This is a genomic window from Daquilactobacillus linshuiensis (assembly GCF_052828685.1).
Genome location: NZ_CM128255.1, coordinates 918,122 through 934,045 on the forward strand (window position 1 = coordinate 918,122; position 15,924 = coordinate 934,045).

20 protein-coding genes are annotated in these 15,924 nt (G+C 32.7%); all 20 read right to left on the reverse strand.

Annotation, left to right across the window (positions count from 1 at the left end):
• Nucleotides 1-3 precede the first annotated feature (3 nt).
• Nucleotides 4-840 (reverse strand): helix-turn-helix domain-containing protein, encoded by an 837-nt coding sequence (locus ACUV9F_RS04765; protein WP_446183224.1) that lies wholly within the window; start codon nt 838-840, stop codon nt 4-6.
• 126 nt (nt 841-966) lie between these two features.
• Nucleotides 967-1,260, reverse strand: a complete 294-nt coding sequence (locus ACUV9F_RS04770) for a glycine cleavage system H family protein (RefSeq protein ID WP_446183225.1) — start codon at nt 1,258-1,260, stop codon at nt 967-969.
• A 15-nt stretch (nt 1,261-1,275) separates the two neighbouring features.
• The gene (locus ACUV9F_RS04775; protein WP_446183226.1) at nt 1,276-2,481 is read right to left on the reverse strand and encodes an FtsW/RodA/SpoVE family cell cycle protein; all 1,206 of its coding nucleotides are present in this window, start codon (nt 2,479-2,481) and stop codon (nt 1,276-1,278) included.
• A 13-nt stretch (nt 2,482-2,494) separates the two neighbouring features.
• Nucleotides 2,495-2,713 carry a DUF2969 family protein gene (locus ACUV9F_RS04780; protein WP_446183227.1) on the reverse strand — a complete coding sequence of 73 codons (219 nt, stop codon included), beginning with the start codon at nt 2,711-2,713 and terminating at the stop codon, nt 2,495-2,497.
• Nucleotides 2,714-2,726: 13 nt separating this feature from the next.
• Nucleotides 2,727-2,975, reverse strand: a complete 249-nt coding sequence (gene yidD / locus ACUV9F_RS04785) for a membrane protein insertion efficiency factor YidD (RefSeq protein ID WP_446184355.1) — start codon at nt 2,973-2,975, stop codon at nt 2,727-2,729.
• 3 nt (nt 2,976-2,978) lie between these two features.
• The gene (gene mreB / locus ACUV9F_RS04790) at nt 2,979-3,959 is read right to left on the reverse strand and encodes a rod shape-determining protein (RefSeq protein WP_446183228.1); all 981 of its coding nucleotides are present in this window, start codon (nt 3,957-3,959) and stop codon (nt 2,979-2,981) included.
• Nucleotides 3,960-4,043: 84 nt separating this feature from the next.
• Nucleotides 4,044-5,369 (reverse strand): UDP-N-acetylglucosamine 1-carboxyvinyltransferase, encoded by a 1,326-nt coding sequence (murA, locus tag ACUV9F_RS04795; RefSeq protein ID WP_446183229.1) that lies wholly within the window; start codon nt 5,367-5,369, stop codon nt 4,044-4,046.
• Between the two features lie 17 nt (nt 5,370-5,386).
• Complete coding sequence (locus ACUV9F_RS04800) at nt 5,387-5,617, reverse strand: DUF1146 family protein (RefSeq protein WP_446183230.1); 231 nt, start codon at nt 5,615-5,617, stop codon at nt 5,387-5,389.
• Nucleotides 5,618-5,751: 134 nt separating this feature from the next.
• The gene (locus tag ACUV9F_RS04805) at nt 5,752-6,189 is read right to left on the reverse strand and encodes a F0F1 ATP synthase subunit epsilon (protein WP_446183231.1); all 438 of its coding nucleotides are present in this window, start codon (nt 6,187-6,189) and stop codon (nt 5,752-5,754) included.
• A gap of 11 nt (nt 6,190-6,200) precedes the next feature.
• Complete coding sequence (atpD, locus tag ACUV9F_RS04810; RefSeq protein WP_446183232.1) at nt 6,201-7,646, reverse strand: F0F1 ATP synthase subunit beta; 1,446 nt, start codon at nt 7,644-7,646, stop codon at nt 6,201-6,203.
• Between the two features lie 17 nt (nt 7,647-7,663).
• Complete coding sequence (locus ACUV9F_RS04815) at nt 7,664-8,581, reverse strand: F0F1 ATP synthase subunit gamma (RefSeq protein ID WP_446183233.1); 918 nt, start codon at nt 8,579-8,581, stop codon at nt 7,664-7,666.
• 18 nt (nt 8,582-8,599) lie between these two features.
• Complete coding sequence (atpA, locus tag ACUV9F_RS04820) at nt 8,600-10,117, reverse strand: F0F1 ATP synthase subunit alpha (RefSeq protein ID WP_446183234.1); 1,518 nt, start codon at nt 10,115-10,117, stop codon at nt 8,600-8,602.
• Nucleotides 10,118-10,135: 18 nt separating this feature from the next.
• Entirely contained in the window at nt 10,136-10,681 is a 546-nt protein-coding gene (gene atpH, locus ACUV9F_RS04825; protein ID WP_446183235.1) for an ATP synthase F1 subunit delta, read from the reverse strand.
• Nucleotides 10,668-11,186, reverse strand: coding sequence for a F0F1 ATP synthase subunit B (gene atpF, locus ACUV9F_RS04830; RefSeq protein WP_446183236.1), 519 nt, complete (start codon nt 11,184-11,186; stop codon nt 10,668-10,670). Before atpF ends, atpH begins: the two co-directional genes overlap by 14 nt.
• A gap of 43 nt (nt 11,187-11,229) precedes the next feature.
• Entirely contained in the window at nt 11,230-11,442 is a 213-nt protein-coding gene (gene atpE / locus ACUV9F_RS04835) for a F0F1 ATP synthase subunit C (protein ID WP_446183237.1), read from the reverse strand.
• Nucleotides 11,443-11,462: 20 nt separating this feature from the next.
• Nucleotides 11,463-12,173, reverse strand: a complete 711-nt coding sequence (gene atpB / locus ACUV9F_RS04840; RefSeq protein WP_446183238.1) for a F0F1 ATP synthase subunit A — start codon at nt 12,171-12,173, stop codon at nt 11,463-11,465.
• A 161-nt stretch (nt 12,174-12,334) separates the two neighbouring features.
• Nucleotides 12,335-12,964 carry a uracil phosphoribosyltransferase gene (gene upp, locus ACUV9F_RS04845; protein WP_446183239.1) on the reverse strand — a complete coding sequence of 210 codons (630 nt, stop codon included), beginning with the start codon at nt 12,962-12,964 and terminating at the stop codon, nt 12,335-12,337.
• A gap of 2 nt (nt 12,965-12,966) precedes the next feature.
• Nucleotides 12,967-13,986 (reverse strand): L-threonylcarbamoyladenylate synthase, encoded by a 1,020-nt coding sequence (locus tag ACUV9F_RS04850; protein WP_446183240.1) that lies wholly within the window; start codon nt 13,984-13,986, stop codon nt 12,967-12,969.
• Between the two features lie 5 nt (nt 13,987-13,991).
• Nucleotides 13,992-14,840: a peptide chain release factor N(5)-glutamine methyltransferase gene (prmC, locus tag ACUV9F_RS04855; RefSeq protein WP_446183241.1), complete on the reverse strand. Its 849-nt coding sequence runs from the start codon at nt 14,838-14,840 to the stop codon at nt 13,992-13,994.
• Nucleotides 14,818-15,915: a peptide chain release factor 1 gene (gene prfA, locus ACUV9F_RS04860; protein ID WP_446183242.1), complete on the reverse strand. Its 1,098-nt coding sequence runs from the start codon at nt 15,913-15,915 to the stop codon at nt 14,818-14,820. The genes prmC and prfA overlap by 23 nt, the downstream gene beginning before the upstream one ends.
• Between the last annotated feature and the right edge of the window lie 9 nt (nt 15,916-15,924).

Here is a 15,924-nt window from a genome sequence, read left to right on the forward strand (position 1 = left end):
TTTTTATAATTCAATATTTCTTTTTTCAGCTATATTTCTAATTTCTTTATATATTTCTTTATTTTCCATAATAGAGCTGATAACATAAGCAGCCGTTAACGCAAACTTATCATTTTCTAATTCTGCTAAAATTAAATAAAAATAATCTAACAAAAAATATGATTTTCTTTTTTTAGATTCAATTATTCCCATTTTTGCATAATGAATTGCTAATTCATCATTTTTTAAAGTTTGATACACATTAGCGATATTTTTATATATCAACAATTTATTTATAGAAGTATCATCTTCCTTGAAATAATTTGAATCAATCACTTCTTGGGTTTGTTTAGCATATATTTCTGCTTCTTCATATGCATTTTTTCCTAGATATGCTTGACTAATATATATATTTATTAACGTATCAAAAAAATCACTACTATGTGTACTTATATTAAATGCCCTAGTATAAATAAAAATTGCTTTATCATAGTTTTTATTTAACTTCAATTCAATATAAGCCTTAAAAAAATAATATTGTTTTAATTCTTGTGAACTAGTCAACTGAGACTCATCTATTTTTCCTATGACCTCATTAATACCTTCATAATTCAAATCAGCCATATATTTCTCAGCTCTTTTAAAAATATTGCTTATTTGATTTTCATCTTCTTCAATTACAGAATCAATATTTAATTCAAGACGATCACAAATATTAATTAAAATTTCCATACTAGGAACTTTATTTTTCTTCTCGATTAAACTAATTGTGGCTTGAGTACATATCTTATCAGCTAATTCACTTTGTGATAAGCCAAGAGCTTTGCGCCGTGTTTTTATTTTTTCACCTGATATTTTCATTATCCGGCTTCCTCCAAATTAATACTGACTTTATAATTCCCCCAATTATTTAACGCGCTCCCCTTATAAAATAGCGTTTTAACATATCCATATTAGATAATATCAAAACGCTACGTCATATACAAATTATGCCTTATTTAATTTCACTATCCAAGAATCATCGTCATATATTTTTTCTGGATTATCTTCAATTTCTTTATTTACATCAATAATTTCTCCTTCAAATGGAGCTTCTAGCTCGATGACCGCCTTTTTCGCCTCAATTGAAGCAAACATATCACCTTTGTTTAGCTTTCCATTAGAAGACATTATATCGACAAATTTAACATCACCCAAAGCATCTTTACTATTCTTTTTTAAACCGATTCTTATTGAATTATCATCCTCAATAATATTTAAATACTCAGAAACTTCTTCCATTACTGTCACTCCTTTTTATTTAAAGGTTTTCGTATCTCCAAACATATAGCTCTTGTGATGATACCTCATTGACATAATAAGTCCAATTCCAATCATATTTCCTAATAAGGCTGAACCACCTTGAGAAATAAATGGCAACGGTATACCCGTCAATGGCAATAATCCGATGCTCATTCCAATATTCTCAAAAACATGGAAAAGTATCATCATAATAACTCCAGTTGACATATATGCATAAAATTCGTTTTTTGTATCAAAAGTAACGCGAATCATTTGATAAATTAGTAGGAAGTAAATAAATATTAATACACATGCCCCGATAAATCCAAAATTTTCACCTATTACTGAAAATATCATATCCGATTCTCGAACAGGAACCGTAACATCTACATGATTAAATCCTTTTCCTAATAACTGACCAGATCCAATAGCCTTCATATTTTGCCATAACTGATAACCAGAATTAGACGTATCTTGTGAAGGATTAAGCCAATTATCAACTCGAGAAAATTGATAAGATGCAAATCCTAATTTTGATAATATCTTTCTTCCTCCGTCTGTAGCAACCATCGTCAATGCACTTCCACCAAGTATGGCAACAGATCCAAAAGCGGTAAGTACTATTTTCCAATCAATACCAGAAACTAAAAATACTCCACCAAGTATGGCAACAAATACAAGCATTGTTCCAAAATCATTTTGTAATTTTAATAAAATTAAAACTGGTAATACCCAGCCAATCATTTTTCCAATTAGCTTAACATCACTTTTAAATGTATGAACAGGATGTTCATTATTATGATTAGCAACAACTTTTCCTATCATCAAGATAAAGGCCGGTTTCATAATCTCGGAAGGCTGAAACGTCAAAGGTCCAAGTGCAAACCAACTCTTTGCACCAGTTTTGACAAAGTATGCTCTACTGTATAAAAACAAAACTAATACTAATAAAACGATTCCCGCACCGTATGCATAAGGTGCCAGTTTCCACAAATCTTCAGCATCAAATTGCATAATAAACGCTACTAATCCTACACCAATGGCATACCAAACAATTTGCGTAACAACCTGTCGTAAGGCAGACCCGCCATTTGGATCATGTGACGCGGCAACATAGATAGACATGATACCAATCAAAGCTAGCAACATGACTGATAAAATTATCCCATAATCTATACGAGAATCATCATCTCTAGTTTTACGTCTTTTTTTATTATCCATAATAAAACCTCAACTAATGCGTATGCAAATTATATTGCATCAATAACTCATTTATCGCTTCATCAAGTGTTTTTACACTCTTAGTAGCATTTTTACCATTCAATTGATATTCAAATTTTTCATCATTTTTGTTTATGCGACCAATTAAATATTTTGATTCCCATAATTCGTAATTTGTATCATTTTTTATTTCTTTTAATTCAACTTCTTTAGGTTTGTTTTTCTTAGACAAAATTATCTCCTAGTTATTCATATGGATGTTTATTTCTAAAAATAGTGAACTTTTTTCCAACAGGATCAAAACCCGTACTATTAAACGGATTACATCTAATAATCCTTGCTATACCCATTATTAATCCTAATATAACTCCGTGTTTTTTTAACGCATCAATCATATAACTTGAACATGTTGGCTCAAACCTGCAAGTTGCAGGCGTATAAACACTAATATTTTTTTGATAAAAAATCACCAAAAAAATAAATAATCTCTTAATCATTTACTTTTTTTCTATATGGTCAAGTAAAATACCAGTTCCTAATGCAACAGAGTCAAGAGGTTGATCTGCTAAAAATACAGGAATCTGAAGTTCTTTAGAAAATAGTTTATCCATTCCCTTTAGTAAAGATCCCCCTCCGGTTAACATTACACCACGATCAACAATATCTGCAGCAAGTTCAGGAGGCGTTACTTCTAAGACTCCTTTTGTAGCTTCAATAATTGAATTCAATGATTCATGTAAAGCTTCTTCAACTTCCACTTCATTGATTGAAATCTCTCTAGGTAATCCTGACATTAAATCTCGACCACTAATTGATAAACTAGAGCTTGCATCAGGTTCAAACGCTGTACCTACTTCTTTTTTTATAATTTCTGCTGTACGCTCACCAATCATTAGATTATATTTTTGTTTGATATAATTTTGTATATCAGAGTTCATCTTATCACCAGCAAGTCTCAAAGAATTACTTGCAACAATTGATCCCATTGATAGCACAGCTATATCACTTGTACCACCACCAATATCAATGACTAGATTTCCTTGTGGTTTAAATATATCCATACCTGCACCAACAGCAGCAACTTTGGGTTCAAATTCTAAATATACTTGCTTAGCACCAGCTTTTTCTGCAGCCTCAATTATCGCTCTTTGCTCAACTGAGGTTACATCTGCTGGACAACAAATCATTATATTAGGCTTTGAAAATCTACTTTTTAAATTTAATTTACCAATAAAATAATCTAACATGCTTTCCGTTGTTTTAAAATCAGAAATAACCCCATCTTCTAAAGGTCTAATTACTTGTATATTTCCTGGAGTTCTACCAACCATTTCATAGGCTTCGCTCCCAACGGCAACTACTTCATTTGTAGACGTATTCATGGCAACAACAGAAGGTTCATTTAAAACAATACCTTCCCCTTTTACATAAATTAATACATTAGCAGTTCCCAAATCTATCCCGATATCTTTAGCCATGTTAAGCCTCCTAATATTTCTAACTCTAAAATTATATCATATCTATTAAACAAAAAAAGACAGGTATGACTGTCTTTTTTAAGATTAAGCCAAATTAAAATATTCATCAGTTTCTTCATTAGCAACTAATGTTTCTCTACCTAAAGAATCGATATTTACTCGTTTAATATTTACACCTAGATTTTTAAATTTCTTAACTAAGTTATAGTATCCACGATCCATATATTCAAGATGTGAAACTCTCGTTTCGCCAGTCGCAATGATCCCAGCAATAACTAATGCAGCTGCCGCTCTTAAATCAGTTGCAGCCACTGTTGCCCCAACAAATTGAGTAGGCCCAAGTAAGGTGGCAGAGTTTCTTTCTATTTTAAAGTTTGCTCCCATTTTACGAAGTTGATCTAAATGCATAAATCTATTTTCAAATACAGTTTCATTTATTGTACTTATTCCATTAGCAGCCAATTGTGCAACTGTAATTTGTGCCTGCATGTCTGTTGGAAATCCTGGATGAGGTGATGTTTGAACATCCGTTGGTTTCAAAACTGATGGCCCTACGATATGAATACCCTCATTATTTGACTCAACCTTAACACCCATCTCAATCAATTTTGACAATAACGGTCTATTATGTTCATAAATTGCGTCTTTAATCAAAACATCCCCATTGGAAACTGCAGCGGCTATCATATAAGTACCAGCTTCAATTCTATCTTGGACTATTGAGTGTTCACATCCATGTAATGTTTCAACGCCTTTTATTTTTATTGTATCAGTTCCTGCACCTGAAACTTTTGCACCCATTTTATTCAAAACATTGGCTAAATCAACTATCTCAGGCTCTCTAGCAACATTTTCTATTACAGTATCTCCCTTTGCTAAAGTTGCCGCCATCATTATATTTTGTGTAGCACCAACGCTTGGAAAATCAAGATATATACTTGCGCCTTTTAATTGATTGGCTGTAGCTTCAATAAAACCAGACTCTTGTTTTATTTCAACTCCCAGTTTTTCAAGTCCTTTTAAGTGTAAATCAATTGGTCTACTTCCAATTGCACATCCGCCGGGCATAGCCACTTTGGCATGTCCTAGTCTTGCAACAAGAGGTCCCAAAACAACAATAGATGCACGCATTTTTTCAACTAATTCTTGTGGAGCAGTGAAATTAAGCTGATTACTTGCATTTATTGTCATAATTTTTTGAAATCGATCAAATTTAACATTAATATTTAATTCTTTTAAAACCTTACTCATTATAACAACGTCAGATAACGGTGGAATATTTTCTAATCTTGTACTTCCTTTTGAACCTAGGATTGTAGCAGCGAGTATTGGCAATGCAGCATTTTTGGCACCTTCAATCTCTACTTCTCCTTTTAATTTAGTTACCCCATTTATAACTATTTGTTCCATAGTCTTCCTCATTCATTCTAAAATAAATATTTTAAACTTTGTGAAGCTTCAATTAAGCTAATAAAAAAATTACTAACAGTAAAGCCCAATGTTATTGCAAAAAACATTAATAGTACTTGGGCTCTTTGTGGATTACCTTTTTTTATAAATTTATTAAAATCAATAACTTGAATAACATTAAAACTTATCCAAATAAAAAAAACATGGCTTAAAATTGTTAACACTCCATTAAGACCAATTGTAGACATAAATAAACCATCCTTTTAAAAGAATTTTAACACATAGATTCTATCTTTTTTATATTTATAACGACTCCTTAAAGAATAATAACATTTTTTTATACAACAAAAAAACCCTGATACTTAAATATCAGAGTTTTAAATTAATTTTGTTTATGACTTGAAACATTAATTCTGTTAACAGCTCTTGCAAGGGCAACTCTTGCTCTTTGCTCACTATCAACATCACTGGTTTCTTTAGCATGTTCAATTTTTTCTTCAGCTTTTTGCTTAGCATATTCAGCACGTCTCAAATCTATGTCACGAGCGCGTTCTGCACTATCAGCAACAATTGAAACTATATTATTACTAAACTCTAAAAATCCACCATTAACTGCAATAGCATCTTCATGATGAGGATTATCAGGTCTTTTTATACGTAATTCTGAAATTTTTAATGGAGCAATTATAGGTTCATGATTTGCCATGATTCCTAAATCACCATCAATTGCTTTAGCAATAATTAAAGTAGCATGATGATCATATACAAGACCATCTGGAGTAACTACATTGACTGTTAAAATATTTTTTTCGTCAGCCATTTTATTACCCCCTATTCATTAGCTGCTTTTTTTGTATTATCAGCTGATTCTTCTGAAGAATATCCCATATCTTTTGCCTTGGCAATAACATCTTCAATTCCACCAACAAGTCTAAAGGCATCTTCTGGATAATCATCAAACTTACCTTCAAGAATTTGTTTAAATCCTTTAACTGTTTCTTCTACTGGAACATATGAACCTGGTTGTCCAGTAAATGTTTCAGCAACATGGAAGTTTTGAGATAAGAAAAATTGAATTCTTCTTGCTCTAGCAACGATGGTTTTTTCTTCGTCAGATAGTTCGTCCATACCAAGAATAGAAATTATATCTTGAAGTTCACGATATCTTTGAAGAACTCTTTGAACCTCAACGGCTACTTCATAATGTTCTTTTCCTACTATTTCTGGATCGAGCGCACTTGAAGTTGAAGCCAATGGATCAACAGCAGGATAAATACCTTGTTCTGTTAACCATCTTTCAAGGTTAGTAGTTGCATCTAAATGCGCAAACGTTGTTGCGGGGGCAGGATCAGTATAATCATCAGCAGGAACATATATAGCTTGAATAGATGTTATAGATCCTTTGTTGGTTGAAGTAATTCTTTCTTGTAATTGACCCATTTCAGTAGCCAATGTTGGTTGATAACCTACAGCAGAAGGCATACGTCCTAACAAGGCTGAAACTTCTGAACCAGCTTGAGTAAATCTAAAGATATTGTCAATAAATAACAAAACATCTTGTCCTTCAACATCACGGAAATATTCAGCAATTGTCAAACCTGTAAGAGCAACTCGCATACGAGCACCCGGAGACTCATTCATTTGGCCAAATACCATAGCAGTCTTTTCAAGCGTTCCTGATTCTTTCATTTCATAATAAAGGTCGTTACCTTCACGAGTTCTTTCACCAACTCCAGTAAATACTGAAATACCACCATGTTCATCAGCAATATTATGAATTAACTCTTGAATTAAAACAGTCTTACCAACTCCGGCACCACCGAATAATCCAATCTTACCACCCCTAAGATATGGAGCTAATAAGTCAATAACTTTAATACCAGTTTCCAAAACTTCTTTGGTATTACTTAGTTCTTCATACTTTGGAGCTTCACGATGAATACTATCACGACGGAAATCCTTATCAAATTCTTCTCCACCGTCAATTGCTTCACCCAGTACATTAAACACACGTCCTAAGGTCTCTTTACCTACCGGTACAGAAATTGGAGCGCCTGTATCTATTACTTTCATTCCTCTTTGAAGACCATCTGTAGAACCCATTGAAATAGTTCTTAAAACACCATCACCAAGTTCTAGGGCAACTTCAAGAGTAACGGTTGTATCGTCATTTTTTGAAACAACAAGAGCATTATTTATATCTGGAAGTTGACTGTCAAGAGAAAACTCAACATCAACAACAGGACCAATGACTTGAACAACTTTTCCTTCTTGCATTACGTTACTCCTTTCTCTTATTCAAGTGCAGCAGCCCCACCAACAATTTCAGTGATTTCGGTGGTGATTTGAGCTTGTCTTGCACGATTAAATTTGGTTGTTAATGTGGAAATTAAATTATTAGCATTATCAGTAGAACTCTTCATAGCTGTCATTGACGCAGCATGTTCTGCTGTTTTAGCATCCAGCATGGCACCAAATACCAAACTATCAACAAATTGTGGAAGTATTGATTGTAATACCTCTTCTGGTGAAGGGTCAGCGATATACTCTTCTGAAACCTTATTATCATTCTTAGCAGGAGCTGTAATTGGCAACAATTGATCAGAAACAAAGTCTGAAGTCAAAGAATTAACATGATGATTGTGACAAATAAACAATTCATCATAAACTCCAGAAATATAAAGCTGAATTAATGTATTAACAATTGGTTTAACATCATCAATACTAGGAATATCTTTAATTCCACGATATTCATAAGCAACATTATATCCACGATTTTTAAAAAACTCAGCACCTGTAGCACCAATAGCAATAATAACAAATTCATCTTTATTATCATTATGTTTCTCTTTAAAAATAGACATCACTGCTTTTAAAATATTACTGTTATATCCACCAACTAATCCTCGATCACTGGTAATAACCATATATGCGGATTTTTTTACTGGTCTTTTAACCAATAAATTATTCAATGATAAAAGATTAGCTGAATTTGTCGATGTACTTGCAGAGCCAACACTTTCTAATAATTTACTGGAGGCTAAATGACTTACAACACTTTTCAATTTATTAGAATACATTTGATAATTTATTGATTGCTTTTCAATCTTCATCAATTTAGAACCTGAAACCATCTGCATAGCATTAGTGATTTGTCCGGTCTTTTTTGTAGAAGCAATTCTACGCTTAATATCAATTAAAGATTCTGCCATCTTGCCACCTCCGATCTATTATTTTTTAGTTTGCCCTGCAACATAACCATCCGTAAATGATTTAATTGCAGAATCAAGTTTTTCAGTATCTGGCAACTTACCAGTTTCTTTGATTTCTTTTAATAAATCTGCATTATTACTATCTAAATAATCAAATAGTTTTGTTTCATAATCTAAGATATTATCTACTTCAACCTCATCTAAGAAGCTGTGACCTAGTGCATATAAAATCATAACTTGCTTTTCAACTGGAATTGGAGAATGAACAGGCTGTTTCAATACTTCAACAGTTCTACGACCACGATTTAGTTTTGCTTGTGTAGCAGAATCTAGATCAGATCCAAACTGTGAAAATGACTCTAATTCACGATATGAAGCAAGATCCAAACGCAAAGTACCAGCTACTTTTTTCATAGCTTTAATTTGAGCATCTCCACCAACACGTGAAACCGAAGCACCAGCATCAATAGCAGGTCTTGTTCCTGAATAGAATAAATCACTTTCCAAGAAAATTTGACCGTCAGTAATGGAAATAACATTCGTAGGAATATAAGCAGAAATATCACCAGCTTGAGTCTCTATGATTGGCAAAGCTGTCATTGACCCACCACCTAGATCATCACTTAATTTAGCTGCTCTTTCTAATAAACGTGAATGTAGATAGAAAATATCACCAGGATAAGCTTCGCGACCAGGCGGTCTACGAAGAAGTAATGAGAGTTCACGATAACCAGTAGCTTGCTTGCTTAAATCATCATAAATGATTAAAACATGTTTTCCACGATACATGAAATCTTCACCCATTGCAGCACCAGCATAAGGAGCAATATACAATAGAGGGGCTGGAGAAGATGGTCCAGCTTCTACAACAATTGTATAATCCATTGCGCCATATTTTCTAAGTACTTCTACTTGATTCCTAACTGTTGTATCTTTTTGACCAATAGCAACATAAACACAAATCATGTCTTGATCTTTTTGATTTAAAATAGTATCGATAGCAACTGATGTCTTACCAGTTTTTCTATCTCCGATAATTAATTCACGTTGACCTCTACCAATCGGTACAAGTGAGTCAATAGCTTTCAATCCTGTTTGTAAAGGCTCAGAAACTGACTTTCTTTGCATAACACCAGGAGCTGGTGATTCGATAGGTCTTGTTTTTGTTGTTTTAATATCACCTTTACCATCAATTGGTTGTCCCAATGGATTAACGACACGACCAATAAGTTCATCACCTACAGGCACTTCCATAATTCGACCAGTTCTTTTAACTGTATCTCCTTCACGAATGTCATCGTATTTACCAAGAATAATGATACCAACATCATCAGATTCAAGGTTTAATGCCATACCATATGATCCATTAGAAAACTCTAAAAGTTCATTTGCCATAGCATTCTCTAATCCATGAGCACGAGCTATTCCGTCACCAACATAAGTAACAGTACCCACTTCTTCAACTGAGAGGTCTTCATGATATTTATTAAGCTGTTCTTTAATAAGAGAACTAATCTCTTCAGCTTTTATACTCATTTAATTCACCTCAATACTTTACTTTTCTAGTAACAATCTTTTTACATCAGCAAGTTTACGCTGAATACTTCCATCAATTATCTGATCACCTACACGAACAACGGCTCCACCCATAATTGAATCATCGATCTTATTTTCAATTCTAACTTCTTTTGCGTTAAATCGTTTTTGTAAAGATTTTTTAAAAGCTTCTAATTGACTATCTTTTAAATCATAAGTCGTTATTACAGTTGCTTCAATTATTCCCATTTTTTCATCATGTAGTTTGATGAAATCATCAATAATTATTGGCAATGTATCCAAACGATTATAGTCAGACAATAAGCTCAAGAAATCTTGCATTATGCTACTAAGTTGACTCTTCAATGTATCTAATAAGCCAATTCTTTCAGACAATGAAATACTATTTTTTGATAGTGCTTTTACCAAATTTGTATTTTCTTTAAAAACAATATCTAACGCTTCAATTTCAGAAATAATTGTTTCAAGTTCATCATTTTCTTCAGCAACTTCGTAAAGTGCCTTAGTATACTTAAATGCTACTTGGGATCTACTTTGTTTCATCAGCACTCAACTCCTTAATATATGAGTCTACTAAGGATTCTTGGTCAGATACTGACAATTCTTTTTTAATTAGTTTAGAAGCAATTAATACCGAAATATCTGTTACATCATTACGAACATCATTCATTGCATCAGCTTTAGCTTTTTTAGCTTCTTCTTCAGCTTTTTGTCTAACAGCTTCTGCACTTAAATGTGCTTCATTGATGATAGCCTTTTTCTGGTTTTCACCGTTTTCTTTGGCAGTCGCAACAATTTTAACGGCTTCTGAACGAGAATCTTTTAATGCATTCTCTCTTTCAATAGCAAGCTTTTCGGCTTTTTGACGCTCATTATCAGCATATTCCAAATCACCAGTAATTTTAGCTGAACGCTCGTCCATCATTTTCATAACTGGACCCCACGCATAATGCTTAACCAAAACAACTAATATGATGAAAGAAATTATATAAAATAGAAAGTCACCAAGTGTAGAAGTTTCTGCACCAAGTACTAGATATTCTGCCATTTTTTAGTCACTTCCCTTCCCTTAATAATTTTATTCTTCTTAATTAAGAGAAAAGAATAACAAATGAAATAGCAATAGCTAAGATAGGAACAGCTTCAATCAAACCAACACCAATAAACATTGTACTTCTTAAGTCTTTTGATACTTCTGGTTGACGAGCCATACCTTCAAGTGTTTTTGAAATAACATGTCCGTTACCATATGATGCCGCTAAAGCTGCGAGTCCAGCTGCAATTCCTGCTGCAAGTTCTTTCATTTCTAAGTTCCTCCAAAAAATTATTCTTCTTCCATTTTACGTGATATATACACCATTGATAATGTTGTAAATACGTAAGCTTGGATTGATCCAATAAATACTGAGAATCCTTGCCAAATCATAGCAACTGGCATAATTCCAACAAATGTAACTAAGCCAAAACTATGAGCAAGTCCTCCTATTAAATTAAGTAGTACCTCTCCGGCAAAAATATTACCGTACAAACGTAATGACAAAGTCAAAAAGTTTGTTAGTTCCTCAATCAAATTGATTGGTAATAAGAACCCTACAGGTCTAACATAATCTTTTAAATATCCACCAAAACCCATTTTTTTAACACCGTAATAATGGCTTAAAAGTAGCGTTATCAATGCTAATGCCATAGTTACAATTGGGCTAGTTGTAGGAGATTTTATGATTGGTTGACCATGAATCGTAATCTGCAAAAACAAACCTATTTGGTTTGACATGAAGATAAATAAAAATATTACAAATGCGTAAAGATAAAAAGGACGACCTTCATCTCCGGGCATTGCTGATTTAACAATTCCATTTGTAAAATCCATTATCCACTCTAAAAAGTTTTGAGCTTTGCCTGGCTTCATCTCTACTTTTCTTGATAAAGCAAAAACAAAAATAAAAACCAATATAGCTGCTAACAATCCAGATAGACAGTTGGTAACATTAAATCTAATGCCCAAAAATTCTATAATGGGATAATTTTCATTCAAAGCCTAACCTCCCTTCAATATTTATAATATGGATTAATACTTATCCATAATAAACAAAATAATAGCACCAAAACTAACAAAATTCAAAAAGCTTTTTAAAATAAGAAAGCGCTTTACAAGTATTGATTATTACCTTTATTCATAAAACACTTTTATTTTTTTTATTTTGTGCCAAATAGTCGATCGCCCGCATCACCCAATCCAGGGAAAATATACCCGTTATCGGTTAACTTTTCATCCAATGAAGCCGCGAAAATATCAACATCTGGATGAGCATCTTGCACAGCTTTTACTCCTTCAGGAGCAGCGACTAATACTATTAAGCGCATATTTTTAGCTCCACGTTTTTTTAGAGCTTCAATAGCCATATTTGCAGAACCACCGGTTGCTAACATTGGGTCTACAATAAAGAGATCGCGTTGGTCAATGTCACTTGGTAGCTTAACAAAATATTCATGTGGTTTTAAAGTTACTTCATCACGATACATTCCAACATGTCCAACTTTAGCAGCGGGGATTAGTTGAAGTACTCCATCAACCATTCCTAATCCAGCTCTTAATATTGGAATTACAGCTAATTTTTTACCTGCTAATTGTTTTTGAACTGATTTTCCCATTGGAGTTTGTACTTCAACATCTTCTAGAGGTAGATCTCTTGTAATTTCATACACCATTAAACCAGCGATTTCATTTGCAATCTCTCGAAAATCTTTTGTTCCAGCATTTTGGTCACGAATCATTGTTAGCTTGTGTTGAATCAGTGGATGATCGATAACAGTAAATTTAGACATTATTATTCTCCCTTTTTGTAATGTATTTGTCCTGCAGATTTGTTCAATCTATTCATATAAGCGGTGGCAACTCCATTTCCAGAATACCCTTGTGCAAGAATAAATTTCACTGCTTCCATATTATCAAAATATCTTAATCCCGCAAACAATTCTTTTAAAGAAGTTTGGATATTTTTACCTAATGAAAACTTAAACTTTTTATCTATTTCAAATTTTGACAATATCTCATCAGTAGCTAGAATCCCTACTTCTCCAAACTTAGCCTTTTCTTCATACGCTGTTTTAAAATCATCAGGATTATCAATAATTATTACCTGTGCATTTGGGGCATAGTGCTTATACTTCATACCGGGTGCCTTGGGTACTTCGGTATCAGAGACCTTATGTTGATCACTGATAACATCCCTTAATACATTATTTAGTTGTTCATAAGTAATAAATCCGGGACGCAATATAGTAGGCGTTTTAACCGATAAATCAATAACAGTTGACTCAACTCCAATTTTACTAGGACCATCATTAATAACTCCGGCAATTTTGTCATTTAAATCATGTAAGACATGTTCAGGAAGAGTTGGACTTGGCTTACCAGAAGTATTAGCTGAAGGACCAACTAATGGCTTATTAAGCTTAGAAATAACTTCTAAAGTGCTCTTATTATCTGGCATTCTAAATGCAGCCGTGGTCAACCCACCAGTTACATTAGACGACAAAGAATTAGGCTTTATCGGTAATATAATTGTCAATGGACCTGGCCAAAATTTATCCATTAATTTTTCTGCAATCTTTTTATATTTTTCATCAGCATATTTCCAAACCATATCAGGACTACTAACATGAGAGATTAATGGATTATCACTTGGACGTCCTTTTGCTTTATATACTTTTTTTACAGCATCAACATTTGTAGCATCTGCACCAAGGCCGTAAACCGTTTCAGTTGGAAATGCTACTAATTGCCCTTTAGCTAAAAATTCAACAGCTAAATTCAAATTATCTTTAGATATTAATTCTGTTTTCATTTTTATCAATTCTTCTTTCGATATATTTTTAAATAACGCCAATTTCCAGATATATCCTTAAAAAATTCAACTTCAAAATTAGGTAACTGTTTTTTTATCATTTCATGTATCTTATCTTTTTGTCTATATCCAAACTCTAGATACATTATTCCATTTTGTGTTAAATAGTCTTTACATTTATCAAAAATTCTTCTATAAACTTTTAGTCCATCTTCTTCGGCAAATAGAGCAATACCAGGTTCATATTTTTTCACGCTATCATCCATTACATCTAGTTCATTTTTAGAAATATATGGTGGATTTGAAATTATAATATCAAACCTGCTATTAATATTTGAAAATAAATCACTTTCAATAAAGTTAACATCTACATTAAACTTCTCTGAATTTCTTTTTGCTATCTGCAATGCCTTTTTTGATATATCTGAACCGGTTATTTTTATATCCGGCTTTTCTAATTTTAAAGTAACTGAAATATCACCAGTACCTGTTCCTATGTCTAATATAGATAAATTATTGGTTTTATTTATATCATCTAATATTTTTTTCACTAATTCTTCTGTTTCTTGTCTTGGAATTAATGTATCTGGACTAACAATAAATTCACGTCCATAAAACCAGGCTTTTTTTAGTATATATTGCGGTGGTTCATTATTTTTTGCCCTATCAATTAGCTCAAAGAAATTATTAAATTCTTTTTCAGACATTTCATCATTTTTATGTAAGGAATACTTACTCGAAGTCCAACCCAGCATTTCTTCCATAAGATACGTTGCAACATCTTCATTAACATTATGTTCCTTGAGTATTAAAAAAGCCCTCTCAAGGGCATTAGAATAACTGCGCTTCTCCATTTTGAATTTGCCCCAGCTTATTTGTTTGGTCCCATAAAATTAATGCATCAATTACTTCACCGATTTCACCAGCCATAATTCTATCCAATTTATTAAGTGATAGACCTATTCTATGATCTGTCACACGATTTTGTGGATAATTATAAGTTCTAATTCTTTCAGAACGATCTCCAGTTCCAACTGCTGACTTTCTATTTTCATCATATTCGCTTTGATTTTGCGATTCGTAGTAATCATAAATTCTAGAACGAAGAATTTGCATAGCTTTTTCTCTATTTTGTTGTTGAGATCTTTGGTCTTGCATAGCGACTACAATACCAGTTGGTAAATGAGTCATACGAACAGCTGATGAAGTTTTATTAATATGTTGACCACCTGCTCCTGAAGAACGATAAACATCCACACGAATATCTTTAGGATCAATGTCCAATTCAACCTCATCGTATTCAGGCATTACAGCAACAGTAGCTGTAGAAGTGTGAACCCTTCCTTGTGACTCTGTTTGAGGTATTCTTTGAACACGATGAGCACCGTTTTCATATTTAAGTTTGGAATATACACTATTTCCTGTAATCATCACAGAAACTTCTTTATATCCACCTACTTCAGTAGTAGTTTGATCAATAATTTCTATTTTCCAACCTTGTTTTTCTGCATAACGTTCATACATATTTAACAAATCACCTGCAAATAAACTTGATTCGTCACCACCTGCAGCTCCGCGAATTTCCATAATTATATTTTTGTCATCATTTGGATCTTTAGGAAGCATTAATATTTTAATTTTTTCTTCTACTTCTTCTAAAGACTTTTTATCACTAGCTAATTCTTCTTTAATCATTTCTTCCATTTCTGAATCGTTTGTTTCTCTTAGTAATTCATCATTATCAGAAATATTTTGTTTTAATTTTTTATATTCTTTATATTTTGCAACAATCTCTCTCATGTCAGCTTCTTCTTTAGAAAGCTCCATGTACCGTTTTGTGTCATTAATAACTTCAGGATCACTCATTAATTCTTGTAATTCATTATAGCGATCAATCAAGCCATCTAATTGGTCAAAAATTTTATCCAACTTAATTCT